The organism is Pedobacter ginsengisoli, assembly GCF_030244015.1.
Classification (GTDB): Bacteria; Bacteroidota; Bacteroidia; order Sphingobacteriales; family Sphingobacteriaceae; genus Pedobacter; species Pedobacter ginsengisoli.
This window is the reverse complement of record NZ_JASSYX010000001.1, coordinates 846,356-871,619: the sequence shown is the minus strand read 5'-3', so window position 1 is coordinate 871,619 and position 25,264 is coordinate 846,356. Positions and strand designations below refer to the sequence as shown.

Below are 25,264 nucleotides of genomic sequence, written 5' to 3'. Positions count from 1 at the left end.
AACAAAACACAGATATGAAAATAAAACTATTATTACTAGCTGCACTGGCCCCGGCCATCGCAGCCGCTCAAACTCCTAATTTTACCATCAGCGGTAAGATTGGAAACTTAAATAAACCTGCTAAAATCTATTTGGATTACAGTGCTGAAGGCAGCGGCCGAACTGATTCTGCGGAACTGGTCAATGGCACATTTAAATTTTCAGGTAACATTTCCGGCATTGCCTCTTCGAGGATCACGCTTTCCCGTGAGGGCATCAGGGACAAAGAAATCTACGGAACCAAGGGACTTGGCGATGTCATCTATGTTTATTTTGGTAAGGAAAACATCACCATTACTTCGGCGGATTCCCTGTACAATGCAAAATGGACGGGCTCAAAGGTCTATAATGAGATGAAGGCTTTCGAAGCACAGGTTGGCCCTACCGTGATGACGGTGCATCACAACGCCAATGTAACGATCAACAGGGCGACCCCTGAGCAGCAAAAGGACACCCTTTATTTTAAAGCCCTGGACAAACAGGTACAGGCTTTCCGGAAATCACGCGGAGAAAAGATGCTCGGGTTTGCAAAAGCCAATCCTAACTCTTATTTCGCCCTTCAGGCATTATCTGAACTGGTTGGCGGCTATAGTACAAAGCCAGAGGTTGCACTGCCCCTGTTTAACAAGCTCAGCGAAACCCTTCGCCTTTCTTACGGCGGACAAACGCTGTATAAGTTGTTAAACGCACATACTGTAACGGCCCTCGGCGCCTCGGCGCCAAACTTTACACAAAATGATGTAAACGGAAAAGCGGTTTCATTATCAGATTATAAGGGAAAGTATGTGCTGGTAGAATTCTGGGCTAGCTGGTGTTCGCCATGCCGCGCGGAAAGCCCTAACCTGTTGAAGCAATATGCTGCTTTTAAAGATAAGGGATTCGAGATCCTGGGCGTATCTGTAGACAGCGACAAGGCAAAATGGCTGGAAGCGATCAAAAAAGACGGTCTGACCTGGCCGCAGATCTCAGATCTTAAAGGCTGGGACAATGAAGCACGAAAAGTATACGGTATATCCGGGGTGCCTGCAAATTTTCTGGTCAGCCCCGAGGGAAAAATAATAGGCTCTCATTTAATTGGTGAAGCTCTTAATAAAAAATTGGCAGAACTGCTCAATTAAGAAATAGGAGTTTATATCCATGATTTATAAGCCGGCGGTCTTTCAAAAGGACCGCCGGACTTATATGTCATGAGTTGTAACGAATTGCAACCCTCTAAAACCAGAAAATGATTATCGCTAAAAAAGTATTTAAAGTAACTGCTCTATTATTGCTAACACTAAATTTCCAGTCTTACGCACAGAAATTTAACCCCAGGAAACTGGAAAGAATATTGTCAGCATCTATTGAAAAATCTTATGCGGCCAGCGTAAGAATCTGGAGATTTGATACTTTAAAAAAAGTTCAGACGGGTGCCCAGTTCACCGGGGTAGTGGTCAGTCCTGAAGGTCATATTTTGACAGCTGCACACGTAAACCAGCCTGGAAACACCTATTTAGTTACGTTTCCTGATGGAAGAACCACTGTCTCCATCGGACTTGGAGAAATTGAATTTACAGAAAACAAAACATTTCCTGACGTTGCCGTCATGAAAATAGTGAAAGGAAGCGATTGGCCTTATGCAGAAATGGGTTGGTCTTCCTCATTAAAAATAGGAGAACCCTGTTTAAGCATCGCTTATCCGGAAACATTAAATCAGCCACAGCCCAGTATCAGGTTTGGCCGCATTACCGAGATAAAAAATAAATGGGGCTTTGTACAATCAACCTGCATTATGGAGCCTGGAGATTCCGGAGGCCCCTTGTTTGATCATTTGGGCAGGGTTATCGCTGTGCACAGCGCCATAGGTATCGCTGAAGAAGAAAATTATGAAATCCCCGTCGATCTTTACCGAAAATACTGGACAGCCTTAAATAGTCCTCAAACCTATGGTGCGTTCCCTTTAATTCAGGATAGTATTGGTAAGGACCCGCGCTGGTCTGAAATAGTAACAATCCCCGATTTTAAAGACCCGAAGCTCAGTTTTGCGACACCGAGCAAGGGATCAATGCAATCCTGTATACGCATAAAAAGTATATTAAACGGCAAAGAAGAGCTGGTCAATGGGACTTTATTTTCTATACCGCCCAAACCTGGCGATCATCACGGTGTTGCCAGCCTCATCATTAGCAAAAGTTCCCTGATTGGAGATCAGCCGATTTCTTTATTAACAGAGAACGATCCGGTTCCTCTTAAGATCATTTACAGGAACCAGGATAATGACCTTGTTTTGCTCCAGGCTATATCTGTGATTAAAGGTGGGATAAGATTAAAACAGTTCAGTACCGATACTATTTTATCTCAAAAACCAGGCAGGTTTTTAATCTCTCCGCAGGCAAATAACAATGAACAGCTCAGCATATTAGGCAGCAAGCATTTTGAGTCTTTAAAAAGATTTAGCCTCGGATATCTTGGTACTATGGCTACATCCAAAGAAAACCATATTACAATTGCAACAGTGCAGCCAAATTCTCCCGCAAGTATGAGCGGGATAGAAACAGGTGATCAGGTTTTAAGCATCAATGATGTCACGATAAATAAGCCTGAAGATTATGGGGCCGAGCTTATGAAGTTCTGGCCAGGAGATAAGATCACATTTAGAATAAAGCGCCTGAATAACATGTATGTTAAGGACCTGACTTTGGGCATACCTAATTCTCGTCTGTCAAATCATCCTGCAGACCGGTTTTCAGGAGGTAAAAGTATACGACGGGATGGTTTTGCCCGGGTATTCAGCCACGATGCCATCATACTCCCTGACCAATGCGGTGGACCGGTTTTTGACCTTAATCGTCATTTTTTAGGCATTAACATCGCCCGCTTCAGTCGAACAACAACACTTGTCATCCCGGCAGATATGATACTGAAATTGATTGAGAATTACCAAAAAGATCTGGCTTACTAGCCGATAAGCATTTTTTGCTAATGGTTAAAAAGAACCCAGTTTTGCTTAACAGAAGCAAAACTGGGTTCTTTTAGATCCAATGAATTCAAAGGAATATCCTATTATTTTTTAGGAGCTTCCAGCAATTTAAAGAATTGATCCAATTGTGGCAGGATCACAATCCGGGTTCTTCTGTTCGAGGCTTTTCCTGATTCAGAATCATTTCCTGCTACCGGGACATACTCGCCCCTGCCTGCAGCAGTCATTTTCGCAGCAGGAATGTTGTATTCGTTTTGCAGGATCCTGACAACAGCAGTAGCTCGTTTCACACTCAAATCCCAATTATCCAGCAATACACCTTGCCGGTATGGTACGTTATCGGTATGACCTTCCACCATAAACTCAATGTCTGGCTGTTTCATTAGTACCTGGGCAACTTTACCCAGCACTTCTTTGGCCGGTTGTCTTACCTCATATTTACCAGTGGCAAATAAAAGCTTATCCGAAATGTCAATGTAGACCACACCTTTTTCCACTTTGATGTTAATGTCTTTGTCATCCAGGTTGCCTATGGCGCCTTTCAGGTTCATCACCAGATTCATGTTCAGTGAATCCTTTCGGGCTATCGCCGACTGCAGGTTTTGGATGTAAGCATCTTTAGAACTGATGTTTTCCAGTGATTTCTTAATGCTCTCTGCCTGTGAGCCAGATATGACCGACAGATCTTTTAGCTGGTTCAGCATTTGATCATTAGATGCTTTCCTTTCATTCAGCTGCATTTCCAGCTGCTTGCTTAGCGCTTTATACTTAGCTGTAGAATCCTGGCTCCTTGCCAGATCTGTTTGCAAGATCTTATAAGTACTGTCCAGTCTGGAGTATCTCATATTGGCCTCCGTTATTTTTTTCGAAGTCCCGCAAGATGCTAATACTACCGAAAGCGCCGCTAATACTAAAATTCTAGAGTGATACATGATTTGAATTTTTATAGGTAAATAGATATCGAGAGGTCAATCCTTGATGTAATAGTACAATTGCAATTATCACGCCAGTTAGCAAAATCTCCAATAACACACTTTTGAAGCCGTTTTTTTAATATATACTCCTTTTCGGCATTGTCCTGACCATGCTGGTTATAGAAAACCCTTAAATGTGTTTCTTTGGTCAGCAAAGTGTGGAGATACTCCACACTAAATCAAAATAACATAAACAATAACTTATTGTAAATCAGTTATATGCCAAAATAATGAGGCATTGGCATTATTATGTATCATAGTCTAATCGTAATTAATAATCACTATTTACAAATACATTAAAATAAACAACTATGAAAAAGATCATTTTATCAGCAGCAATTTTAGCAGTAGCAGGATTAACATCAGTAAAAGCAAGCGAAATTAAGAACCCAGTAGTCATTGCTGCACAACAAGATAGTACCACCAAAACTCCGGTTGAACTAAAAGATCTTCCAGAGGCAGTTACAAAGACCCTACAATCTGACCCTGTAAAAGCATGGACGCCAACTGCTGCGTTTTTAGTAACCAATGCAGACAAAACGACTTACTATCAGGTTGATGTTAAAAAAGAACAGGAAACTGGCTCTTTAAAAATCGACAAAGACGGTAAAATCATTCAATAACCCCCATATATAATCCCTATTATATATAGTTAACAACAGAAAAAGCCGGAGGATTCCGGCTTTTTCATGTTTAGATATTTCCCGTACTATTCTGTAGCAATTTGCGTTCTTTACGCATATGAGAATATTAATTAGCCTGCTCTTTCCACTTTGTTATCTAACAGCTTCTGCCCAGAGCTTTAAGTTCCCTGTCGTCCCCGCTCACGGAAAAACAATTAAAACCCTGATTCCTACCCAATGGAAAGTAATTGATTCAGTTTATGGCGACCTGAATGGTGACAAAATCGGAGATCTTGCACTCATCTTTGAATTTTATGCCTCGGTGAAAGAAAACCGGGCCTATGGCGACAATACTACAGAACTGATTACGGAGATCCAAAGACCAAGAATACTCGCCATATATTTTAAAACAGGCAGAAACTATAAACTGGCCATACAAAATAATGACTTTATCCTCCGGTCTCAAGAAGGAGGGGCCATGCCCGATCCTCTTCGGCCGATGAGCATTCGCAATGAAAAACTGGTCCTTGAATTTGAAGGAGGCGGCAACTGGCGATGGAAATTAAATTACAGCTTTGGGTATCAGGGCAATGAGTGGCGACTTATACAAGCAAGAAATTACGCGTATCACATCAGTTCCGGCGAGACAAATGAAAAACAATATGACTTTCTGAATGGCACAAGAAAAGTCATCAGCGGCAAGACCGGACATGACAAAACTAATAATGAGACACATGAAGGTGCATTTCAGGTCAAAACGCTCCGAACCCTCAGCAGCTTTAAAAAGCCCTGGACCTGGGAGATCGGGCCTGATGAATATTTGTAGAGCTCAAAATCCTCGGCATTTCTCTGCACTAGCTTGGGGCGAAGAAAAACACCTTCTCAGAGAAGACATCAGCGCCCATGTTGCGCAGCTTCAGGGGATGCAGTCTTCGAAGAGAACGGTTTTTATCTTCGCCCCAAGCGGTTCTCTTAAAAACAAAAGATCTCTTGAACTATACTGAACAACAACATAGTTCAAGAGACCTCTCTGTATCTCAAGATGATGAGATAAATATTACCTCGAATAATTCGGAGCTTCTTTGGTAATTGAAATATCATGCGGGTGGCTTTCTCTCATACCTGCAGCAGTGATGCGTACAAATTTGGCTTTCTGCAGATCGGCAATAGTCGCTGAACCGCAATAGTGCATTCCTGCCCTCAGGCCACCAACGTATTGATAAATCACTTCAGCCAAAGTGCCTTTATAAGGAACACGGCCAACAATCCCTTCCGGTACCAGTTTGGTTACCACGTCTTCCTCATCCTGGAAGTAACGGTCTTTAGAACCCTGCTGCATGGCTTCTACAGAACCCATACCACGGTACGACTTGAACTTACGTCCTTCGTAAATAATGGTCTCACCAGGGGACTCCTCTACCCCTGCAAACAGAGAGCCTGCCATGATGGAGCTTGCACCTGCAGCCAGTGCCTTTACGATATCACCAGTTTGTTTGATGCCACCATCAGCGATGACAGGAATACCAGTACCAATCAGCGCCTGCGCGCATTCAAATACTGCATACAATTGCGGAACACCAACACCGGCGATGATTCTGGTTGTGCAGATAGAGCCTGGCCCTATACCCACTTTCACCGCATCAGCACCCGCAGCAGCCAATGCCCTTGCCGCATCAGCGGTAGCAATATTACCGGCGATCACCTGTAGATCAGGCCATCTTTCTTTTATGGCTTTCACCATGTCGATGACCCCTTTAGAGTGACCATGAGCGGTATCTACAGTAACCACGTCTACACCTGCTTTAACCAAAGCAGCAACACGGTCAATGTTATCAGCGGCGACACCGACCGCGGCACCGACACGCAGCCTGCCATGATCATCTTTACACGCTTTAGGGAAGTTTTTGTATTTCTGGATGTCCTTGAAGGTGATCAGTCCGGCCAAACGGCCTTCCCTATCCACTACCGGAAGTTTTTCAATTTTATAATCCTGAAGGATCTCTTCAGCCTGCAATAAGGTAGTACCTTCAGCAGCAGTAATCAGGTTTTCCTTAGTCATGACTTCAGAAACATTGCGTTGCATGTCCTTTTGAAAACGTAAATCCCTGTTGGTGATGATCCCGACCAGTTTGCCGTCAGCATCGATGACCGGTATGCCGCCTATCTTAAAGTCCTTCATGATCTGGAACGCATCGGCAACTTTAGCATCTGCCCTCAGTGTCACAGGATCCTGGATCATTCCGCTTTCAGACCGCTTCACCTTTCTGACTTCTTCCGCCTGACGTTCTATGGTCATGTTTTTATGGAGCATACCTATACCTCCTGCCTGTGCTATCGCAATAGCTAAACCAGCTTCGGTGACAGTATCCATTGCTGCAGAAACAATAGGGACATTGATGCGTATGTTTTTGGTCAGATAACTTCCGGTATCCACGTCACGTGGCAGAACTTCAGAATAAGCAGGTACTAATAATACATCGTCGTATGTCAGTCCTTCAGCTACAAATTTATTGGGATCGAGTTGCATAGCAAATAATTTATGAGTTACTATTTGCCGGGCAAAGATACGATTATTATCAGTATTGCGCAATGCTACCGATAAATATAACGTATCACAGCAAAAGATTACATTTAGATTGATTAGTAAATTATCTATATTCGCCAAAAAAAAATCAAACATGAAAAAAACGCTCCTATGTCTTGCTTTCGCAATGGCATCCCTTGTGGCTACAGCTCAGAAAGTTACTAATGATCCCACAGATGACACTGGGTTAAAACCGGCAGCCGGTACATTCGCTACCGAACTTAATTTCAATCCTTTTAAAGGCAATCTTAGCTTAAACAATGCATTAAACCAGATCAAAGTCAGGTATTTCGCCAAACCTGATCTGGCTTTCAGAGCAGGATTTAACATTAACCAAAGGGATTCATCGACAAATTCAGGTACTCCTTACGGCACACAAAGTACATTTTTTAAAGCCGATCGCAAAAGTACTACACTCAGTTTCAATATTGGAGTTGAAAAGCATTTTAAAGGGACAAAACGGTTATCTCCATACGTTGGTTTTGACCTGTCTATAGGAACACGGTCTGCAAGCCAGGACAACAGCAACAACGGCCAGACTACCTCTGTAAAAAATGGCTGGCTTGACATCATTTACCAGGGTCAAAACAACTATTACACTGTAGTCGCTGAAAATGCATATACACGTTATGGCGTAGCCGGGGTTGCGGGTTTTGATTTTTACATGGCGAGGAATTTCTTTTTTGGTTATGAGTTCAATCTTGGTTATGCAAAAACTGACTATAAAACAGTTGAAGTAACGGTTAGCGGTACAAACGGCCAAAACAATTCAAACACAGACAGTAAAAACTCTTCTTCTACATTCGGAACATCCCTGGTCAATGGAATCCGTATCGGTTACGCCTTTTAATCCCGCCCATCGATGAAAAAGATTTTTTTATTTGTCATAGCGGCCGGTTTGATGACATTGAACAGCTGTAAAAAAGACGATCTTGGCGGCCCTGAGATCCAGACCTTATCAGTAATTGCAGCTTCCCCGACCACTGTAATTTTTACCGGAAACATCCTGAACAAAGGGAAACAGCAGATTCTTGATTATGGATTTATTTATAGTCCGAACCCGAATATTGATGAAAGTAACGGCACAAAAGTCTCCCTGGGCAATAATGTAAGTACCGGACAATTCACTACGACCGTTGATAATCTAAAATTAGGTCCTTTATATGGATATAATCCTATAGTTTATGCAAGGGCATATATACGGGATGAAAAAGGGACGGCTTTTGGTGCGCTTTTAAACGTCAACCTGCCTGTTCCTTCCTCGAGCAGCATAAGCCCGAATACTGGTAAATCAGGTGACATTGTTAAAATATCCGGCAAATTTTACTCACCGGCACTCAAAGATGTCCATGTAACTTTCGGAGGCACAGAGGGAACCGTGATTGCGGCCAGTGATTCTGAAATCTCGGTTGCGGTGCCATCTGGCATCAATGCCAGGCATGGAAACCAGATCAGCGTGACAGTTTCTGTCGGCAGTTCATCCGTGCAGGCCAATACTTATTTCACCATTTTTGCAAACATCAAAGACTTCAGCCCAAAATCAGGTGCCATCAGTAGTTTTATTACATTCACAGGAGACAATCTTCCGACTGACTATTATTACAATGGCGATATTGTAGTAAAATTCAACGAAATCACTGCCAACATCAATTATAACAACACTTTACAAGCGATTGTCCCTTCAAGCATTAAAGAAAAAGCCACTGTTTCAATCACAATTAATGGTAAGAAAACTGTCCTTCCCGGAGAGTTTAGCATTGTTCTTCCAGAGATTACCTCATTCAGTCCGGAATCTGCATTGCCGGGCGGTGTCGTGAATGTCAATATTGCCAATTTTGCCAGCAATTATTATGATGGATATCCACAGCTCAAATTTGGAAATGGCGACTATCAGTATGCGAACTCAACAACAGGAACAGGGTTTTCTTATGTTATTCCCGCCAATACCGAAGCAGGTGATTATGCGCTGACCATGAAATTTGGCTTAAACGAAGTGACAACAGCAAAAAAATTAAAAGTGCTGGCTTATGAAGTCACAGGGTTCAGCCCGGAGCAGGGAGCACCCGGAAAGGAAATTAACATTAGCGGTTCGTTCATTAAGGATGTCGGATACACTGTTTACTTTGGAACGGTTGCTGTCGGCGCTGTCGCTACCTCTGCTACGAACCTAAGAACTACCGTCCCCGCAGGCATCAATGCCGGAAAGCTAAAGATCTCGGTTGATGTACCGGGCAAAAAGATCGTTTCTCCTGGCGAATTTGACATCAAAGGTCCTACGGTCACTTCATTTTCTCCGGCATCTGCCATTGCAGGAACGATCCTGACGATAAAGGGCACAGGGTTTTATCCTGGCGATTATTGGACGACCGTGAAATTTGGAACGATCGTTGCCCAGGCGATCAGCGTAACAGAAAATACAATCACAGTCGCTGTCCCCTCTAATCTAAACCTGGGTGCTATGAAACTAACGATAGTAACCGGGGGCCAGAGCGTTATTGCAGATGGAAATTTTACCGCGACAAATTAGGTAAATTCCTTATTCATTAAAAAGGGGATTGCCAATTGGTCAATCCTCTTTTTTTATGTCCGAATGTCCCAGATCTTTCTCCGGGCTTACTACATCACGCACCAGCTGCTTCAGTTCTTTGATCTCAGGAAAGCGTCCTTTCTCTTTCCTGTCAAATACCTTTTTACCGTTAATACTGATGATGTAAGAACCGCCCGTTTCACTGGGCACCAGAAAGACCCCATGCAGTTCATCGGTAAATGTACTCAGCAACTCCTGCGCCATATAGGCCGCCCTTAGCATCCATCCGCATTTAGGACAATATTCTATCGTAATGGTAGGTTTATGCATCGCCTTTTATCTTTAAGAAGCTCATTATTTATTAGTAAGTTCAAATGCAGTAAACCGGGCATCCTGATCAGGATCACCTTTAAAGTTTAACCCGATGCGCGGACTTCTGTCCCACTGGGGAAGGAAATCTATAACAACCGGTTTGCCCTCTCCCTTAAGTTCCTTCCAGTCGGCCTGGTCCTGCTTTACATAGACCCTGCAGGTCAGATCCGGTTTCACCACCATCTTCAGCTGTACAGGTACCTTGATCATGATCTCTGAACTGCCCAGTACAGTGCGTTTACTGTCCTTTACGATCCAGAATTCAGCCAAATCATCTCTCGCGCTTACCCCTACCGAAGCGCCGGCATCTCCGTAGAATATCAGCCCTTTTTGAGCACTGTTCTGGTTGCCTACTGTAGTGATCATCTCGAAATCAGTACTTACAGGCCTTAAAGTCAACGCAATACCACTCTGGTTACCTTCCTTAATGGTGCCGGACAGACGCAGCGTATCATTGACCTGTGTGAAGACAGGGGATGAATTTCGAAAATCCCATTGCCAGGCAACAGAAGGCGTTGCGGCAGCAAACTCGTCTTTAACCTGCAGAGCAGGTTTTGCAGCCGCAGACTGTTCCTTAAAAACAGGCCAGCCGTTCTTTTCCGGCCAGGTCAGTTCTGCCAGCATACCCTGGCGGCCGGTATATACTGTAGTCTCCCTGTTGTAGGCATGATACAGGTAAAAAGTCTTACCCTGAGGGGTATTGACGAAAGTACCATGACCGGAACATTTCCAGTCTGTATTGCCGGCAAGGACTGGATTGTTTCCAAAATCCTCATAAGGTCCCTGGAAAGTCTTCGACCTTGCCACCCTTACATTGTAATCACATTTGCTGCCGCAGCAGTTTCCAGCAGAATAAAACAGGTAATAATAATCGTCCTTCTTGAGGATGCTCTGCCCCTCAAGACCTATCCTGCTGTCATCTTTAAACATGGTAAACAATTCACCTTCCAGTTTAAGGCCATCAGCCGAAAGCTTACTGCCCAGAATCTCCATCGGACGGTTGTCCAGCCCATAGGCTTTAAAAGTGATGTAAAGCTGGCCCTTCTCGTTGTAAACAAAAGCATCTATCGCTTCCTTGCCATGCTCAATGATGACCCCATGATCTTTAAAGCCCCTATCCGGGAATTTAGAAGTCGCCACACCGATATAGGAAGCGTTGTCACTCTTCCGTCTGGCGGTATAATAAATGTAATAAGTACTGTTGTGGTAAAAATATTCTGGCGCCCAAAAAGAACCAGTTGTCCATTCCGGTGCCTGGTCAAACACGTATCCGGTCTGCTTCCAATCCTTAAGGTTGGTGGAGGTATACATCGGGAAATGCGGTGCCCATTCAGATGAAGTACCGATGGCATAATACTGATTTCCTTTACGCCATACTGAGGGATCCGCAAAATCACCGGGGATGACCGCGCTGATGCGCTCCTGGGCAAATGAAGGTTTAACAAATGCAGCAACAATAATAGCAAAGACGAAAAGCAGATTTTTCATTTAGGTGTTGAAAATGGTTTGAACCGGCAATATATCAATTTCAAAGCGTTTTTTAAAAATGCGCTTGCCAGACAAGTTCAATACCCGACAAGTTTATCTGTTCGTGAAACAATAGTTTGATATGACTCCAGCTAAACACAGGTATTTAATAATTAAAGTTATTTTTGCGGTAATGGAATATTTCAAAAAACTGCTTGACCTGCTGAAGGTTGAGCGGGAAGAAGACCTCAGCTCTTACCTTGCACATACTGAATCCACCACCGCCGCTGACCGAAGGGCCGGTGGCCTGTCCTGGTACCCCATCGCCATCAGGGGCACCGAAATGAGCAGGGGCGATTATTTGAGCATAGAACTCGAACGGACCACTCACCAGGAACTCAGCCATCAATTCCGCTTTGGTTCATCTGTTGCTTTCTTTTCGAACCACGACGCTGCCAATGACAAAATAGAGGGCACAGTTACGTATGTTGGCGGCAACAAAATGAAGATCACCATTAAAACAGATGAACTGCCGGAATGGGCAAGCGATGGCAAACTGGGGATCGATCTCTTGTTTGACAACAACAGCTACGATGAGATGCGTTACGCACTAAAAAAAGCAGATCATATTCTGGAGGATAAAGAAGCAAGGCCAACCCGGTTAATCGAAGTCCTGACAGGCAGGAACAAACCGACTTTCATAAAAGACGGTTTTGACTGCATATTCCCCGGGCTAAACCCGGTACAGCAGCAGGCAGCGGAAAAAATAGCAACCGCAAATGAGCTGGCCATTGTCCATGGACCTCCCGGTACGGGAAAAACAACAACACTGGTCCAGGCCATAAAAGCGATGAGCAAAAGGGATCACAGGCAGATCCTGGTCGTTGCCCCGAGCAATACCGCCGTAGACCTGCTTAGCGAAAAGCTGGCGGAAGAAGGTCTAAATGTGCTAAGGATCGGAAATCCGGCCAGGGTATCCGCAAAAATGTTATCCCTGACCCTCGACAGTAAAATGGCAGAGCATGAAAGTATGAAGCAGATAAAGGCACTGAAAAAGCAGGCTGCAGAATACAAAAACATGGCGCACAAATACAAAAGAAACTTTGGCCGGGCCGAACAGGAACAGCGGAAGGCACTTTTCAATGAAGCCCATAAGATCATGAAAGAAGTTGGCCAGACCGAAAAGTACATCACAGACCAGGTGGTGGCACGTGCGCAGGTGATCACCGCAACACTTGTGGGCGCCGGCCATTACACCATCAGCGATCTCAAATTTGATACGGTAGTAATTGACGAAGCCGGACAGGCACTGGAACCTGCCTGCTGGATACCCATCCTGAGAGCAAACAAAGTGATACTGGCAGGAGACCACTGTCAGTTGCCCCCGACCATTAAATCCGCCTCAGCAGCAAAGGACGGGCTGAGCCAAACCCTTCTGGAAAAATGTGCCGGACTGTGGCCCGATGCCGTTATCCAGTTGGAAGAGCAATACCGGATGCATGAAGACATCATGAGTTATCCCTCGGCTGTCTTTTACGGCAGTTCCCTCAAAGCCCATATATCCATAGCTGGCAGACAGCTGTTTCCCGGCGATGCGGCTTTATCTTTTGTCGACACGGCCGGCTGCGCATTTGATGAAAAGCTGGAAGGCACAAGCACTACAAACCCTGAAGAAGCCGTATTTTTGCTGAGGCACCTTTCCCAATATGTTGCCGAACTGAGCAAGCACTATTCTGCTGAAAATTTTCCTTCCATTGGGGTTATTGCCCCTTATCAGCAGCAGATCCTGCTCATCAGGGAACTACTGACCGACGCAGACGAGCTGATGCCTTACACCAAAAGCATCACCATCAATACAGTAGACAGCTTCCAGGGCCAGGAAAGAGATGTCATTTATCTAGGCCTGACCAGAAGTAATGCGGAACGCAATATTGGTTTCCTTTCAGACATCCGGCGCATGAACGTAGCCATGACCCGGGCAAAACAGAAGCTGGTTGTCATCGGCGACAGCGTCACCTTGTCAAGACTGTCTTTTTATGATGATTTCATGGCTTATGCAGATCAAAAACAAGCTTATCAGAGCGCCTGGGAATTTGTGAACTAATCAGGGATATAAGATAGCACGGAAAAGCTCCAAGCGGCTCCAATAAAACTGAATCAACTATTTTTTCGGCCCGATGCAACTTTTTAACAAAAGCAGCGTCTCTATATTTGAAAACGACTTTAACATCAGGCAGCATTGCCATACTGTTCTAACCATTCCACTTAATCAACAAAAGAACTTAAATATGAAACGATTATTCCCCCTGTTATTTACAGCTGCATTATCAGCAGCAAGTTTATCAGTTATCGGCAATCCGGTCTTAAATCCCCTAACAGTGATCCAGGACGATAAAAACGTGAAAAACTTCAGCGGTGTCGCCGCAGGCGGACCAATCCAGGTAATCGTCACCCTGGGAAATACAGAAAGCATCAGGTTTGAAGGCGATGCTGAGGCCATTGCTACACTGGTTACTGAAGTAAAAGGCGAAATACTGATCATCCGCCCGTCCATCAGCTGGAAGAGCTGGGCAAAGAAATACGAGGGCAAAAAGATCATCGCACATGTCAATGCAAAGCAAATCAGCAGCCTGACCATGAGCGGTGATGGCAGCATCCTCGTCAAAGGCACCGTAACAGCCGCAGAACTCGCTACTACGTTAAGCGGATCAGGAAGCATCAAAGCGACAATCGATGCAGATGAACTGAATACTAACATAAGCGGATCAGGAAGCCTCGAACTCAACGGCAAAGCAGATGAAGGTTCTGTAAACATCAGCGGCTCAGGCAAACTCAATGGAAAAATGCTGGCTATAAATACGCTCAACGCAAGGATCAGCGGATCAGGCTCAGTTTACTCCAAAGTAAGCAGTACGATAAACGCATTTATCAGCGGATCAGGACACGTGTACTATAGCGGTAATCCTTCCATAGAACAAAAAGTAATCGGATCAGGCGGAGTTAGCGAATTTTAACTCCGCTGCCATTATTTATCGCTAAGCAATTTGACAAACGCCGACTCGTCTTCTTCTATTTCCGAATAGCGGCCAACCTGGTCATTGGAAAAGAAATTGTCGTTCAGGTCGTCATTTGCAGTAGAAACTTCTCCGATAATGCATGCTTCAGATGCAGGCCAGAATTCGTGCCAGATGCCGGGTTCGATCGTTACCCTTTCGCCCGCGTTTAAGGTGACCTGATCCCCCGAGGAAATTTCAGTGTACAGGCCGTTTATTTTTAGCTTTAAAACACCAGCGCTATCGTCCTTAAACGGATCTGACTTCCACAGCTGCACCATGAGCAGACCTGTACGGCAAATGATGTCCTCCTTTTTTTGCTGATGCGTATGACTCGGGGTCACCATCCCTTTTCGGGCATACATCAGCTTTTCACAATATTCCGGTTCCTCAGCCAGATTGACCAGTACCAGTCCACAGCCATTAAAATCGCCCAGACCAAAATCAGTCACATCCCATTTGGGTTGCGGCGGCAACGTCCATCCGTTTGAACTAAAGAATTTTGTGGCCTCTTTTACCACTTCGTTGATCTCAGATCTTTTCATTTGACAGTCGTTTATAGATAGATCACTTTTTCTACTGTTTGATTTGCCTGCGATTTCAGTGCAGCAGCGAAAACACAATGGCTTGCTACAGCTTCTTCAGGAGTGACACAACCAAACCTGTCCCTTAACTCACCTGCTCTTTCGGCCACGTAAGCAGCCAGCATCTGCATGAAACAATCGGAAAATCCCGGCTCAAAGATCCCCCCGGTGATGGTTGAAAAAGGTACACCTTTAAAACCAAGATCGGTTCTCTGCCACAACTGCTCCTCACCGTCCAGCTTAAAAGTCCACAAAGTTTTGGTATCTTTTGTACTGTACTTTACGCCGCCTTTAGTACCCAGCACCTCAATGTACCAGGTATTGGTTTCGCCAGGCGCAATGCGTTTGGTTTCCAGGGTCATCGGCACTTTATGGCCATCTATGTCTACCTGCGTGTTCAATGTGGCATTGTTCCAGGTATCACATGCAGCCACCCCCCCTTTGCCGTCAGGTCTTTCAGTGAAGATTCCCTGTAACTGGGCATAAACCGTTTCAGGCTTCCAGCCTAAACGGAGCGGCACATGCAGTACATGCATTCCGAGGTCGCCCATTACGCCGATCTCCCCGCAAAACTTCATCTGCCTTTTCCAGTTGATCGGCTTTGAAGGATCCATATCGCTGGAATGCAAAAAACCGGCCTTAATCTCGATGATCTGACCCAATCTGCCCGATTGTATTTCTTTGATGACCCTCTGAGGGCCGGGCAGGAAAGGCATTTCTGAACTGCACCGCACGAAACGGTCATGTGCTTTAACGGCATCTTTTATCGCCATAGCGTCTTCCAGATCGATGCCAAATGGTTTTTCACCAAGCAGGTCTTTGCCCGCAGCCAGCACCTCAAGGTAAAATTCTTTATGCAAATTGTGCGGTAAAGCCACGTAAACCACATCTATGTCCGGATCGGCGAGCAATTTCTTATAATCCGTAGTCAGCAGTTTTACTGTTGGCACCGATTTATACCAGGAAAGCACCTGCTCACTCAGGTCGCATACCGCCGTAAGCGCTGCTTTGACCGGAAAATCGTTTAGCGTGAACCACCGGCCAAATGCGCCGGCCGCTTCCCTGCCCATTAATCCCCCGCCTATGATACCTATATTTACCTGTTTCATTTTAGTTGTTGATATAGTCAATTACGTCAGCTGGTTTAGCGCCCTCATGAACGATAGCCATCAAAGCTTTCGTCATACCGGCCGGATTTGCATGCTGGATCACATTTCTACCGTATACAATTCCTTTCACACCCTGTTGCATCAGACCATAAGTCCGGTCCAGTATCTCCCGGTCGCTGGCCTTACCGCCCCCCCGCACAAGAACAGGAATACGTCCGGCGGTTTCCACCACCCGGTAATATTGGTCCACATCATCTGTCGGATCGGCTTTAATGATATCTGCACCAAGTTCTACACCCTGTCTGACAAGGGGTATAATCTTTTCCGGATCACCGTTTACCATATAGCCCCCCGCTTCGCTGTTTGGACGAAATACCAGTGGTTCGATCATCAGTGGCATCGCGTATTGCTCACAAACCGGTTTTATCTTCAGAATATTCCGGATACACTGATCAGTCACCTCCGGCTCGCCCGGAATACTGAACAAATTGACAACCACACAAGTCGCATCCAGCCTCAGCGCCTGCTCCACAGGGTTTTCAATCATCCTGCTGAATAAGGCACGGGGCAGCTCTTTGCCATATACATTGGCCACATCGGTTCTGAGCACCAAAGAAGGTTTTTGTCTTCCCGGAACAGATTGCAGGTAATGCGCCTGTCCAACGGTAAGCTGTATAGCATCAGGAGCAGCATTTATCAATATATCTACCGCTTTGCTGATGTTTTCTATGCCTTGTAAAAATCCGTATTCGTTAAAAAAACCATGGTCAATAGCAACATCAAAGCAATTGCCCGACTTGCTGTTGAATAACCTGTTTAATCTGTAATCTTTCATTGATCATTATTGTTTATTACTGGGTATCTCAATTCCTAATTAAATGGCGCTTTTCCTGCCGCCGCCTGCGGATTTTCTTTTAGATAAGTCCTGTACAGCTCGAAAAACGTCGGCGCGTCCAGCAGTTCTGCTTTAGGGTCCAGTTTTTTAACTTCCTCCACTACCTTAACATGCCATGAAGGTACTTTCAAAATATTCCGGAACCAATGGAAAGGTATATTTCTTTTGTGGATCTGGTCAACAATGATTCTTGCGGCTTCAGCCGGATTGTCCTGGTTCACATCTTCTCCGGCGCGCAGGACAGGCATATTGCCATGTAACGAAGTTAAAGGAACCTTTTGGGGTACAATCCCGTTGGGGCTGAATTTGGCATAAGCATCCAGCCCCCTGCTGTTCATTGCAGGAGCCAGCCCGTCGATTACAAATCCAGTAATGGACAGGCCCCATTGTTTATAATAAGGTGCATTGTGGCCTGCCCACTGTTCTACCGCATCCGGCAAGCCGGAGATGGCCCTTGGTGCCTGCAGCATTCCCGGCATCAGGTAGCCCGAGCCATTGTCCGCAGCTGCAAAATAATCATTCGGCGTAGCGGTTTCCCTTCTGTACTCCATCGCCATGGGTACCCGTTGTGCCAGTACCGGGCTGATGCTCCACATCAAAGGCACTTTGCCACGGTCCGGACTGTCCCAGATATCTGGCGTAGTTTGCGAAAGCCATGAGGAAGCATCATAATCGCCCACATAGAAAATATAGTAATTCTTGTCCTTAAGCTGAAGTTTGCCATTGGCATCCAGGTAACCTTTTTTCTTTAACTCATCCTGCGTAACCCAGTCTTGCTTGTAGGTCTTTTTTAAAGGATAATGCTGCCAGAATGAAGCATTGGCCAGCGCGCCAAAACCAATAGCATCCGCATCTTTAAATGCGTTATAAGCGCTGATTACCCTGGAATATTCCCACTCGGTTTCCACGTCTTCATGCTTGCCCCCCGCATGTTTGGTATACTTATAGGCCCAGGGCGGAAAACCGCCCAGGTACGTAAACCGCTTACCATTTCCATTGCGCTGATAAGCAAGTAAAAGAAGCTCTTTTAGCGTATTTAAATCCGTACCTTGCTGCTGAGCTTTGTCATCTGTTGCCCTTTCATCACCCCAAGGGCTCAAATCGTAAAAGAAAGCATTCTTGCTCACAAAAAAATCGTGGTTGGACAAGGTATGGTGATTGATGCGGGTTGCCGTAGGTTTCTGCATCCATTGCTGATCGAGGTAATACGCGCCGTAAGCCGTATTGCATTTACCGGTTTTTATGTAGTTTTCTATAAACCAGAGGTAAGCGTCGTTTTTGGCAGAGCCCGAGGAAGGTCTTTTGGTATCAGGAACGAAGCCCTTTCCTGTGAATAAGGATGCCCCGTCCGGTTTGAGCAGCCATTTTTTAACCGGGATTTTTGGGCCTTCCAGTACCAGCCTGCGGTATAAACTGCCTTCACTGAGGTCATACCTGATGGCGATCAGTTCATCGGCCCCGGCTACAGAAGAAGCCACATTGCTGGTTGCCGGCACTTTAGGGTCATAAACAACCGCGCCCTTGATATCCTGTTTAAATGAACCGATCAGTTTAATAAGATCAGTATACAACAGAGTATCTGCGTTGTGCAACCATTTGCCGGGTTTACGGTACTTATCCCACCAGTAGCGGTCTATATTTACCCCTGCGTTTTCAATAAAAAAAAGATATAGCCTCGGTGATTTCCGGTTTACAATTCCCTGCAGGGTTGCCAGTGTATGTGCATGGTCCCATGCCATATGAACATTGGCTTCATTTTTCATGTCCGGTTTAAGGGTATAACCCAGGTCAAACAACGCTATTTTCTGCTTGTTCTGTGCATACACATCGGCCTGCCCTGTCTGTACCAGCAGCAGGAGGAAAAAGATCGGAAACAGTCTTTTGAAACTATGCATCAGTTTGTATTTGGTTAATCACTTAAAGCTATGCGAACTACCGGACAATTATACAAATAAGAAATCATAACTTGTATATACAAGACAATATTTATATAGCGCTGCCGTCTAAAAAATATTTTCTTTAAATGATTACCTTTACCCCAACCCCGTATACCGAAGATGAACAAAAAAGAAATGATACCCTTGTACCAAAAGGTAATTGACGACCTGAAAATATCGATTGATAAAGGAAACTATAAAAAAGGCGATCTGCTGCCTTCGGAAAATGACCTTTGCAAGACCTACAACACCACAAGGGTCACAATACGGCAGGCACTGTCTGCACTGATGATCTCCGGTTACATTACCCGCAGGCATGGAAAAGGAAGCATTGTATCCGAACCTAAAAAAGGCCTGGGGATTCTTTCCCTGAGAGGGGTAACAGCGGGTATAGGCGACAAAGCACTGACTACAAGTATTCTTGAGAAACCGGTCAGACAGGACTGGCCCGCCGGGTTCTTTTATGACCTGAACGAAGAGGAACTGGCCAGCGGCTGCATCTTTTTTACCCGGCTGAGGTATCTGGAAAAATTGCCGCTGCTCTACGAGGAAACTTTCATCACCAACCTGAACCTGCCCAGGTTTACTTCCCGGAGCCTGGAAAACCGGTCCTTATTTAAAATACTGGACGAGCATTACCAGGTCAAAATAAAAGAAGGTGAGCAGAAAATCTGGGCCATAAACGGAGATAAAAGGATCAGTAAACTACTTGATGTTAAAACAAGCCATCCGCTGGTGCACATGAAAAGAAGACTTCAGACCAACATCAAAAACCTCAACATCTATTCTTCACTGTACTGCAATACGGAAGAATACTTTCTGCAGGATTATTTTTAACTGATTTATCTTCACACAGCAGAAACATTCAGATACCAGAAAAGTTAAGACAGCAGAAGCAGTCGAAAAAACATTGTAGAAAAACTCTTTGCAGGACACTACTGTTTCAGCAGCCGCATTACCTGTCCGCCCCCTGGTTCCATTTTTACGATGACCACATCAGTTTTGCTTACAGCCTTTGATGTTTTAATCAAAGCATTCGGATTTTTAGCGGTCTCCGGCCCGTCTGCATACAGTTCCGCGTTAAATGTCCCTGAAGGCAGGAAGTCAAGCGGGATCTTCAGCTCCCGGACAGTATTGTTATTGATCGTACCCACATACCAGTCGTTCCCTTTTCTGCGTGCAACTGTCAAAAACCCGCCTACTTCTGCGTTGAGCACTTTTGTTTCGTCCCAGACCGTAGGTACTTGCCCTAAAAAGTTAAAACCGGGCTCTCCTTCATAAGCTTCGGGGTAATCTGCAACCATAGCCAGATAGCTTTCCAGCACGACATACATGGCCAGCATGTGGCAGCGCGTGCCCGCCATCATTGGTTTCACATAATGGGTTTTGAACTGTTCAGGCTTAACGGCTCTGAATCCCCCCAAATGGTAATCAGCAGCACCGGCCAGCAAGCGGGTAAAGGCAATATCCAGGTCATGCTCAGGGGTGACACCCTGAGGCAGCCATTTGTTCTGCTCGTAATTATAAGTGCCTTCCCGGGTAAATTCATTTGGATAAGTACGGTTTAAACCCGTCGGTTTGTATGCGCCGTGAAATTGAATAAACAGCTTGTGTGCTGCTGCCCGCTGCAGGATTTCTTCCTGGATCCTGACCATCTCCTGATCGTCCCGGTCCAGGAAATCGACCATCATGCCTTTAATCCCCCATTTTTCAAATTGCGTGAAAGCTGCCTCCAATTGCGGATATAAGGCCATCCAGTTGACCCATACATGGATGTTGACCCCCTTACTCTGCGCGTAATCGCAGATGCGCTTCATATCCAGGGAAGCAATCGTTCTGGTCACATCCGAGTATTTTCCTTTTACCGCATAATTGATCCAGTCGTTCGGATACCAGGCAAAACCACCATAACCGATCACAGAATGATATTCGATATTGTTCTTCGCACAGAAATCTATGTAGTATTTATTGGTCTCAAAATTGGCACCGGGAGCAAAATTAGTATCGGGAACAACATCACCATTCCACCAGTGGAATGAGGTCTTGCCGGGCTTGAGCCAGGACACATCTCTGATCTTTGAGGGTTCATTTAAACTGGTCAGAATATTGGATTCGATCAGCGCACCGATCCTGTCGCTGATCATCATCACCCTCCAGGGGGTCTGGTGCGGCAATACCGCCTTGACTTTAAGTTCCTGCTGACCCTGCAGCGGTGAAAGCTGGCTTTTCAGAACGCCATTTTTCTTGCTGAGGTACATTCCGGCATAGTCCCTCAGGCTGGCCTCGGTAATGGCCATATATTGTTTCCCTGGAAACTCAAATAGCGCCGGCATGTCCATGAGCTGCCCTTCTTTCAAATCAGAAATGGGCATTTTTTGATACAGGCCCTCATGGTTGTTGTTATAATTGTCAAAGATCAGCGTGCGGACACCCGGATTGCCGGCCAGGTTAAAACTGCTGTTTTCATCGGTCATGGTATAGGCATCCCAGTTTTTTTGCTTTGGAAATTCAAATCGAAAAGCCAGTCCGTCATTAAATGCCCTGACCACCATGTTAATTTGGCGCCTGTCTGACTTGTTCTCTATCAATGGGATCAGCACCTGACTGTGCAGGTCATGTACCGTTTTTGTTTTTCCTATGGGCAGTTCATAATAGCTATCCATCTTACTGAACACAACTTTGGAACGTTTCAGTTCTGGCCCAAACGCTCCTCCTTCTTTAAACACAAAACCAAGTTCCGAATCACTGATCAGTATTTTGCCTTTGTAAGCCACCTGGTAAAAGGGTTTATGATCTTTCAGCTTAAAGGAAAAAACGACATTACCGTCCGGCGATTTTAAAATTGTATGTACCTGTGCCAAAGCGCAGTACGGGCAACAATAAAGAATAAATAGCAGTAGACTTACGGTTCGTTTTATAGGTTTCATTTTGTGCTTACATCTGGTTCAGAACCTAAACTAACAAATTTCTCTGGAACAGTCGTTAATCCCCCCTCGAATTGTCGTTTTTACCCATTTCAATTGGTCAGTACCTGTCCTACCTTTACAATATCAAAGAAGAACAATAAATTTAAAACCCTATAGTAATGGAAACAATGGAAAACACAACAATCACAGTATCAGCAACAGTAAACGCACCAGTAGCTAAAGTTTGGGAATCCTGGAATCAACCTGAACACATCACAAAATGGTGCAGCCCATCACCGGACTGGCATACACCCCGTGCGGAAAATGACCTGCGTGCAGGCGGCAAATTCCTCTCACGCATGGAAGCCAGAGACGGAAGTTTTGGTTTTGATTTTGAGGGTATTTATGACGAAGTTAAAACCAATGAGCTGATCACCTACACCATGTCTGACGGAAGAAAGGTAAAGATCACTTTTGACGCTGACGGTAATGCCACCAAAGTAACAGAGACTTTTGATCCTGAAGAGATCAACCCGATCGAGATGCAGCGCGGTGGCTGGCAGGCGATCCTGGACAACTTCAAAAAGTATACCGAAGAGAAGCTTTAATACTATGCAAAGTCCAGTGAAAGTCCAGTGAAAGTCCATATCTTCCAGGCCCTTGGGTAGCCCTCCCTTAAGGGTTGGTAGGTCCACGGACGAAGCAACCCCTAAGGGAGGGCTACCCAAGGTCGTATCAAGGACCTATCAACCATGAACTTTCACTGGACTTTATCACTGTGTCCTATACTGTGTCTGAGGATTCAAAAGGACGGTACTTATTAGTTTATTTTCATAAACATTTAGAGTTAAAACATGAGAAAATTAAGCGTATTCAATTTTATCAGCATTGACGGGTACTATAAAGATTTACACAACGACATCAGCTGGCACCGGCATGGCGGAGAGGAAAGCGAGTACTCTGAACAATCGCTGGAAGCAGAAAACATTTTGCTGTTCGGACGCATCACCTATGAAATGATGGCTGGCTTTTGGCCGACAGCTGAGGCGATTAAAAATATTCCCGTGGTCGCCGAAAGAATGAACAGATCAGAAAAGATTGTATTTTCAAATACCCTGCAGAAGGCAGATTGGAACAATACAATTATCATGAGCGGAGCTATTGCAGATCACATCAGAAAGCTGAAAAATACTCCGGGCAAAGACCTGACCATACTCGGAAGCGGAAACATTGTTACCCAGTTTGCCGATGAAGGGCTCATTGATGGCTATGAAATCATGATAGATCCTGTAGCTCTTGGAGCCGGGACGCCTGTCTTTCAGGGCTTAAAAAATAAGCTTGACCTGAAACTTATCAACACGCGCACATTCAGCAGCGGGATAATTACTCTTAGTTATGAACCTCTAAATATCAAATAATCTGTAAATAAATAATAACTGATCATGGCAGAAAGAGAAAAATTTGAAACGATTGATGGATACATTGGAACCTTTCCGGAAAATGTACAGCTTATTTTGCAGGAGATCAGAAAGGTGATGAAAGAGAATGCCCCTGATGCTGAGGAATTGATCAGCTACCAGATCCCTGCCTTTAGGTATTATGGCATGCTGATCTATTATTCAGCGTATCAAAAGCACGTTTCCGTGTCTACCGCGCCCTTTAAGGTATTTGAGGTATTTGAAAAAGAACTGTCTCCATATAAACGTAGCAAATCAACGGTTCAGTTTCCACTGGACCAGCCGGTGCCCTATCAGCTGATCGCGGAAATGACAAAATTCAGGGTAAAGGAAAATAAAGAGATCGCGGAGGCGAAAGCTACTAAAAAGAAAAAATAAACGGCTCCCTGAATTTGGGTTTGAATAATAATTGTAATTTTAAACCCAATTAAATCAACAGCCATGCAAGAGCCAAACCCACTAAACAAAGTAGCAGAGTTTCATAAAACATTTAAGCACCCGATAAAGGAAACTCCGGGGATTCCCGCAAAGGAAAGGGCTAACCTGCGTGTTTCTTTACTGGCCGAGGAACTTCAGGAATTGAAACAAGCGATTGAAGCGAATGATTTTGTGGAGGTAGCTGATGCACTTTGCGATCTTCAGTATGTGCTGTCCGGGGCTATCCTGGAATTTGGATTGGCAGGCAAGTTCAAGGAGCTGTTTGATGAAGTGCACCGTTCCAACATGAGTAAGGCCTGTAAATCTGAGGCGGAAGCACATGAAACGATCCAGCACTATAGGAAGAACCATCAGTGCGATGCCTACCATAAGGAAGAGGAATCTTTATTTCTGGTATACCGGACTAATGACAATAAAACACTGAAGTCCATTAACTATTCTCCCGCAGATCTGAAGGGAATTCTTTTATAGGTTCCAATTATGCGAATGCATAGACTGATTGTCTTTTAAGATTGAAGCCCAGGGATGAATCTCCGGTAATACATCGGACCGAGGCTGTAATTGCTAAAAATCAGAACGTGCCGTTAGGCATCAATTTAGCTTTAGAAGAACAAATAAAGCAGCATACCGGTCAGCGCGGCAAAAAGTGTATTGAGAAAGTTGACCGTATTGTTTCCGATATCGCGCTTGCGTTCCAGTGTGGCGCCAAGTATGGAATCTGTTAGATTTCCCGCTGTTCCGGCTATTGTAATGTAGCAGATCTTTTCATCAAAACCTGTAAAAACTGCATAGGTCAGTGCAACAATTAATGCACCTGCCACTCCTATCAGTGTACCTTCCAGGCTCACAACTCCGTCGAGTCCCCTGGTTTCTTTTTTAAATGAGATGATATTGTAAAACCGCCGTCCATAAACTATGCCCAGTTCAGACGACAATGTATCGGCCAGTGCTGATGCCAGACTGCAAGCCATCATGAGCAGGTACAATTTGCTGTGGAGGGGATCAGTGATGGCTGCGAGTGCCATTATCGCCGCTACACCGCCATTGGCAAATACTTGCCCTGCATCCCTGATCTGCGTATGCGCTCCTGAAGTATCCAGCCCGGCCTTAAGTGTTTTCTGATGAGCAGTCGCCAGCACACTCAAAATAAAAAATCCGCATAGCATCAGCAAACCCTGAAACTGCACCGCAAGGTAAACAACGACACCGATTATCCCAGCGGTAAGCGCCGCGGCTATGGTCAGCTTTTTTGCCTTCACACAAACCGCCATCATCACACCCAGCAAAGCAGGGACTAAAAAGAAAGCGGTTCCGGCGGGGATCATCATAGCGCGTAAAAT

Annotated in this window: 23 protein-coding genes; 13 read left to right on the top strand and 10 right to left on the bottom strand. The window is 45.0% G+C overall.

Annotation, left to right across the window (positions count from 1 at the left end; translation table 11 throughout):
- The first annotated feature begins 14 nt into the window (after positions 1-14).
- Positions 15-1,157: a TlpA disulfide reductase family protein gene (locus QEP08_RS03870; protein WP_285055970.1), complete on the top strand. Its 1,143-nt coding sequence runs from the start codon at positions 15-17 to the stop codon at positions 1,155-1,157.
- A gap of 107 nt (positions 1,158-1,264) precedes the next feature.
- Positions 1,265-2,980, top strand: a complete 1,716-nt coding sequence (locus tag QEP08_RS03865; RefSeq protein ID WP_285055969.1) for a trypsin-like peptidase domain-containing protein — start codon at positions 1,265-1,267, stop codon at positions 2,978-2,980.
- 101 nt (positions 2,981-3,081) lie between these two features.
- On the opposite strand, the gene QEP08_RS03860 is transcribed toward QEP08_RS03865, so the two are convergent.
- A complete protein-coding gene (locus QEP08_RS03860; protein WP_285055967.1) occupies positions 3,082-3,843 on the bottom strand; it encodes an OmpA/MotB family protein in 762 nt (253 codons plus the stop codon).
- Between the two features lie 440 nt (positions 3,844-4,283).
- Between QEP08_RS03860 and QEP08_RS03855 the strand changes: the two genes are divergently transcribed.
- Together QEP08_RS03855 and QEP08_RS03850 are read left to right on the top strand one after the other, a co-directional pair.
- Positions 4,284-4,595: a hypothetical protein gene (locus QEP08_RS03855; protein ID WP_285055965.1), complete on the top strand. Its 312-nt coding sequence runs from the start codon at positions 4,284-4,286 to the stop codon at positions 4,593-4,595.
- Between the two features lie 118 nt (positions 4,596-4,713).
- Positions 4,714-5,421 carry a hypothetical protein gene (locus tag QEP08_RS03850; RefSeq protein ID WP_285055963.1) on the top strand — a complete coding sequence of 236 codons (708 nt, stop codon included), beginning with the start codon at positions 4,714-4,716 and terminating at the stop codon, positions 5,419-5,421.
- A gap of 231 nt (positions 5,422-5,652) precedes the next feature.
- On the opposite strand, the gene guaB is transcribed toward QEP08_RS03850, so the two are convergent.
- The gene (gene guaB / locus QEP08_RS03845) at positions 5,653-7,122 is read right to left on the bottom strand and encodes an IMP dehydrogenase (protein WP_285055962.1); all 1,470 of its coding nucleotides are present in this window, start codon (positions 7,120-7,122) and stop codon (positions 5,653-5,655) included.
- 151 nt (positions 7,123-7,273) lie between these two features.
- On the opposite strand from guaB, the gene QEP08_RS03840 reads away from it, so the two are divergent.
- Positions 7,274-8,029 carry a hypothetical protein gene (locus QEP08_RS03840; RefSeq protein WP_285055960.1) on the top strand — a complete coding sequence of 252 codons (756 nt, stop codon included), beginning with the start codon at positions 7,274-7,276 and terminating at the stop codon, positions 8,027-8,029.
- Positions 8,030-8,041: 12 nt separating this feature from the next.
- Positions 8,042-9,706 carry an IPT/TIG domain-containing protein gene (locus QEP08_RS03835; RefSeq protein ID WP_285055958.1) on the top strand — a complete coding sequence of 555 codons (1,665 nt, stop codon included), beginning with the start codon at positions 8,042-8,044 and terminating at the stop codon, positions 9,704-9,706.
- Between the two features lie 39 nt (positions 9,707-9,745).
- Here the strand turns inward: QEP08_RS03835 and QEP08_RS03830 are convergent, their stop codons facing one another.
- Positions 9,746-10,036: an Rdx family protein gene (locus QEP08_RS03830; protein WP_285055956.1), complete on the bottom strand. Its 291-nt coding sequence runs from the start codon at positions 10,034-10,036 to the stop codon at positions 9,746-9,748.
- A gap of 24 nt (positions 10,037-10,060) precedes the next feature.
- Positions 10,061-11,566, bottom strand: a complete 1,506-nt coding sequence (locus QEP08_RS03825) for a glycoside hydrolase family 43 protein (RefSeq protein ID WP_285055954.1) — start codon at positions 11,564-11,566, stop codon at positions 10,061-10,063.
- A 172-nt stretch (positions 11,567-11,738) separates the two neighbouring features.
- Here QEP08_RS03825 and QEP08_RS03820 point away from each other — a divergent pair, with 172 nt between their 5' ends.
- Together QEP08_RS03820 and QEP08_RS03815 are read left to right on the top strand one after the other, a co-directional pair.
- Positions 11,739-13,649, top strand: a complete 1,911-nt coding sequence (locus tag QEP08_RS03820; RefSeq protein ID WP_285055952.1) for an AAA domain-containing protein — start codon at positions 11,739-11,741, stop codon at positions 13,647-13,649.
- 184 nt (positions 13,650-13,833) lie between these two features.
- Complete coding sequence (locus QEP08_RS03815) at positions 13,834-14,559, top strand: head GIN domain-containing protein (protein WP_285055951.1); 726 nt, start codon at positions 13,834-13,836, stop codon at positions 14,557-14,559.
- A gap of 11 nt (positions 14,560-14,570) precedes the next feature.
- On the opposite strand, the gene QEP08_RS03810 is transcribed toward QEP08_RS03815, so the two are convergent.
- The 4 genes from QEP08_RS03810 to QEP08_RS03795 are packed head-to-tail and all read right to left on the bottom strand — an operon-like array spanning position 14,571 to position 19,081.
- A complete protein-coding gene (locus QEP08_RS03810; RefSeq protein WP_285055949.1) occupies positions 14,571-15,143 on the bottom strand; it encodes a D-lyxose/D-mannose family sugar isomerase in 573 nt (190 codons plus the stop codon).
- 11 nt (positions 15,144-15,154) lie between these two features.
- Complete coding sequence (locus QEP08_RS03805; protein ID WP_285055947.1) at positions 15,155-16,291, bottom strand: Gfo/Idh/MocA family protein; 1,137 nt, start codon at positions 16,289-16,291, stop codon at positions 15,155-15,157.
- 1 nt (position 16,292) lies between these two features.
- A complete protein-coding gene (locus tag QEP08_RS03800; protein ID WP_285055945.1) occupies positions 16,293-17,126 on the bottom strand; it encodes a class I fructose-bisphosphate aldolase in 834 nt (277 codons plus the stop codon).
- A 35-nt stretch (positions 17,127-17,161) separates the two neighbouring features.
- Positions 17,162-19,081, bottom strand: coding sequence for a GxGYxYP domain-containing protein (locus QEP08_RS03795; RefSeq protein WP_285055943.1), 1,920 nt, complete (start codon positions 19,079-19,081; stop codon positions 17,162-17,164).
- A gap of 162 nt (positions 19,082-19,243) precedes the next feature.
- Between QEP08_RS03795 and QEP08_RS03790 the strand changes: the two genes are divergently transcribed.
- Entirely contained in the window at positions 19,244-19,960 is a 717-nt protein-coding gene (locus QEP08_RS03790; RefSeq protein WP_285055942.1) for a GntR family transcriptional regulator, read from the top strand.
- Positions 19,961-20,058: 98 nt separating this feature from the next.
- On the opposite strand, the gene QEP08_RS03785 is transcribed toward QEP08_RS03790, so the two are convergent.
- Entirely contained in the window at positions 20,059-21,984 is a 1,926-nt protein-coding gene (locus tag QEP08_RS03785) for a glycoside hydrolase family 97 protein (protein WP_285055940.1), read from the bottom strand.
- Positions 21,985-22,208: 224 nt separating this feature from the next.
- On the opposite strand from QEP08_RS03785, the gene QEP08_RS03780 reads away from it, so the two are divergent.
- The 4 genes from QEP08_RS03780 to QEP08_RS03765 all read left to right on the top strand — a co-directional run bounded on the left by QEP08_RS03780 (position 22,209) and on the right by QEP08_RS03765 (position 24,395).
- Positions 22,209-22,637 carry an SRPBCC family protein gene (locus tag QEP08_RS03780; RefSeq protein WP_285055938.1) on the top strand — a complete coding sequence of 143 codons (429 nt, stop codon included), beginning with the start codon at positions 22,209-22,211 and terminating at the stop codon, positions 22,635-22,637.
- Positions 22,638-22,883: 246 nt separating this feature from the next.
- Positions 22,884-23,447, top strand: coding sequence for a dihydrofolate reductase family protein (locus tag QEP08_RS03775; RefSeq protein ID WP_285055936.1), 564 nt, complete (start codon positions 22,884-22,886; stop codon positions 23,445-23,447).
- Between the two features lie 24 nt (positions 23,448-23,471).
- Positions 23,472-23,864: an iron chaperone gene (locus QEP08_RS03770; protein ID WP_285055935.1), complete on the top strand. Its 393-nt coding sequence runs from the start codon at positions 23,472-23,474 to the stop codon at positions 23,862-23,864.
- Between the two features lie 63 nt (positions 23,865-23,927).
- Positions 23,928-24,395, top strand: a complete 468-nt coding sequence (locus QEP08_RS03765; RefSeq protein ID WP_285055933.1) for a pyrophosphohydrolase domain-containing protein — start codon at positions 23,928-23,930, stop codon at positions 24,393-24,395.
- Between the two features lie 131 nt (positions 24,396-24,526).
- Here QEP08_RS03765 and QEP08_RS03760 read toward each other — a convergent pair whose 3' ends face one another.
- Positions 24,527-25,252, bottom strand: coding sequence for a DUF92 domain-containing protein (locus QEP08_RS03760; RefSeq protein ID WP_285055931.1), 726 nt, complete (start codon positions 25,250-25,252; stop codon positions 24,527-24,529).
- Between the last annotated feature and the right edge of the window lie 12 nt (positions 25,253-25,264).

Bases quoted from the DNA above. Each gene is read 5' to 3' on its own strand.
- QEP08_RS03800 (WP_285055945.1), bottom strand. From the start codon at position 17,126: ATGAAAGATTACAGATTAAACAGGTTATTCAACAGCAAGTCGGGCAAT.
- QEP08_RS03830 (WP_285055956.1), bottom strand. From the start codon at position 10,036: ATGCATAAACCTACCATTACGATAGAATATTGTCCTAAATGCGGATGG.
- QEP08_RS03865 (WP_285055969.1), top strand. From the start codon at position 1,265: ATGATTATCGCTAAAAAAGTATTTAAAGTAACTGCTCTATTATTGCTA.
- QEP08_RS03870 (WP_285055970.1), top strand. From the start codon at position 15: ATGAAAATAAAACTATTATTACTAGCTGCACTGGCCCCGGCCATCGCA.
- QEP08_RS03810 (WP_285055949.1), bottom strand. From the start codon at position 15,143: ATGAAAAGATCTGAGATCAACGAAGTGGTAAAAGAGGCCACAAAATTC.
- QEP08_RS03790 (WP_285055942.1), top strand. From the start codon at position 19,244: ATGAACAAAAAAGAAATGATACCCTTGTACCAAAAGGTAATTGACGAC.
- QEP08_RS03815 (WP_285055951.1), top strand. From the start codon at position 13,834: ATGAAACGATTATTCCCCCTGTTATTTACAGCTGCATTATCAGCAGCA.
- QEP08_RS03780 (WP_285055938.1), top strand. From the start codon at position 22,209: ATGGAAACAATGGAAAACACAACAATCACAGTATCAGCAACAGTAAAC.
- QEP08_RS03775 (WP_285055936.1), top strand. From the start codon at position 22,884: ATGAGAAAATTAAGCGTATTCAATTTTATCAGCATTGACGGGTACTAT.
- QEP08_RS03860 (WP_285055967.1), bottom strand. From the start codon at position 3,843: ATGAGATACTCCAGACTGGACAGTACTTATAAGATCTTGCAAACAGAT.
- QEP08_RS03855 (WP_285055965.1), top strand. From the start codon at position 4,284: ATGAAAAAGATCATTTTATCAGCAGCAATTTTAGCAGTAGCAGGATTA.
- QEP08_RS03825 (WP_285055954.1), bottom strand. From the start codon at position 11,566: ATGAAAAATCTGCTTTTCGTCTTTGCTATTATTGTTGCTGCATTTGTT.
- QEP08_RS03805 (WP_285055947.1), bottom strand. From the start codon at position 16,291: ATGAAACAGGTAAATATAGGTATCATAGGCGGGGGATTAATGGGCAGG.
- QEP08_RS03835 (WP_285055958.1), top strand. From the start codon at position 8,042: ATGAAAAAGATTTTTTTATTTGTCATAGCGGCCGGTTTGATGACATTG.
- QEP08_RS03770 (WP_285055935.1), top strand. From the start codon at position 23,472: ATGGCAGAAAGAGAAAAATTTGAAACGATTGATGGATACATTGGAACC.
- guaB (WP_285055962.1), bottom strand. From the start codon at position 7,122: ATGCAACTCGATCCCAATAAATTTGTAGCTGAAGGACTGACATACGAC.
- QEP08_RS03760 (WP_285055931.1), bottom strand. From the start codon at position 25,252: ATGATGATCCCCGCCGGAACCGCTTTCTTTTTAGTCCCTGCTTTGCTG.
- QEP08_RS03795 (WP_285055943.1), bottom strand. From the start codon at position 19,081: ATGCATAGTTTCAAAAGACTGTTTCCGATCTTTTTCCTCCTGCTGCTG.
- QEP08_RS03820 (WP_285055952.1), top strand. From the start codon at position 11,739: ATGGAATATTTCAAAAAACTGCTTGACCTGCTGAAGGTTGAGCGGGAA.
- QEP08_RS03840 (WP_285055960.1), top strand. From the start codon at position 7,274: ATGAAAAAAACGCTCCTATGTCTTGCTTTCGCAATGGCATCCCTTGTG.
- QEP08_RS03850 (WP_285055963.1), top strand. From the start codon at position 4,714: ATGAGAATATTAATTAGCCTGCTCTTTCCACTTTGTTATCTAACAGCT.
- QEP08_RS03765 (WP_285055933.1), top strand. From the start codon at position 23,928: ATGCAAGAGCCAAACCCACTAAACAAAGTAGCAGAGTTTCATAAAACA.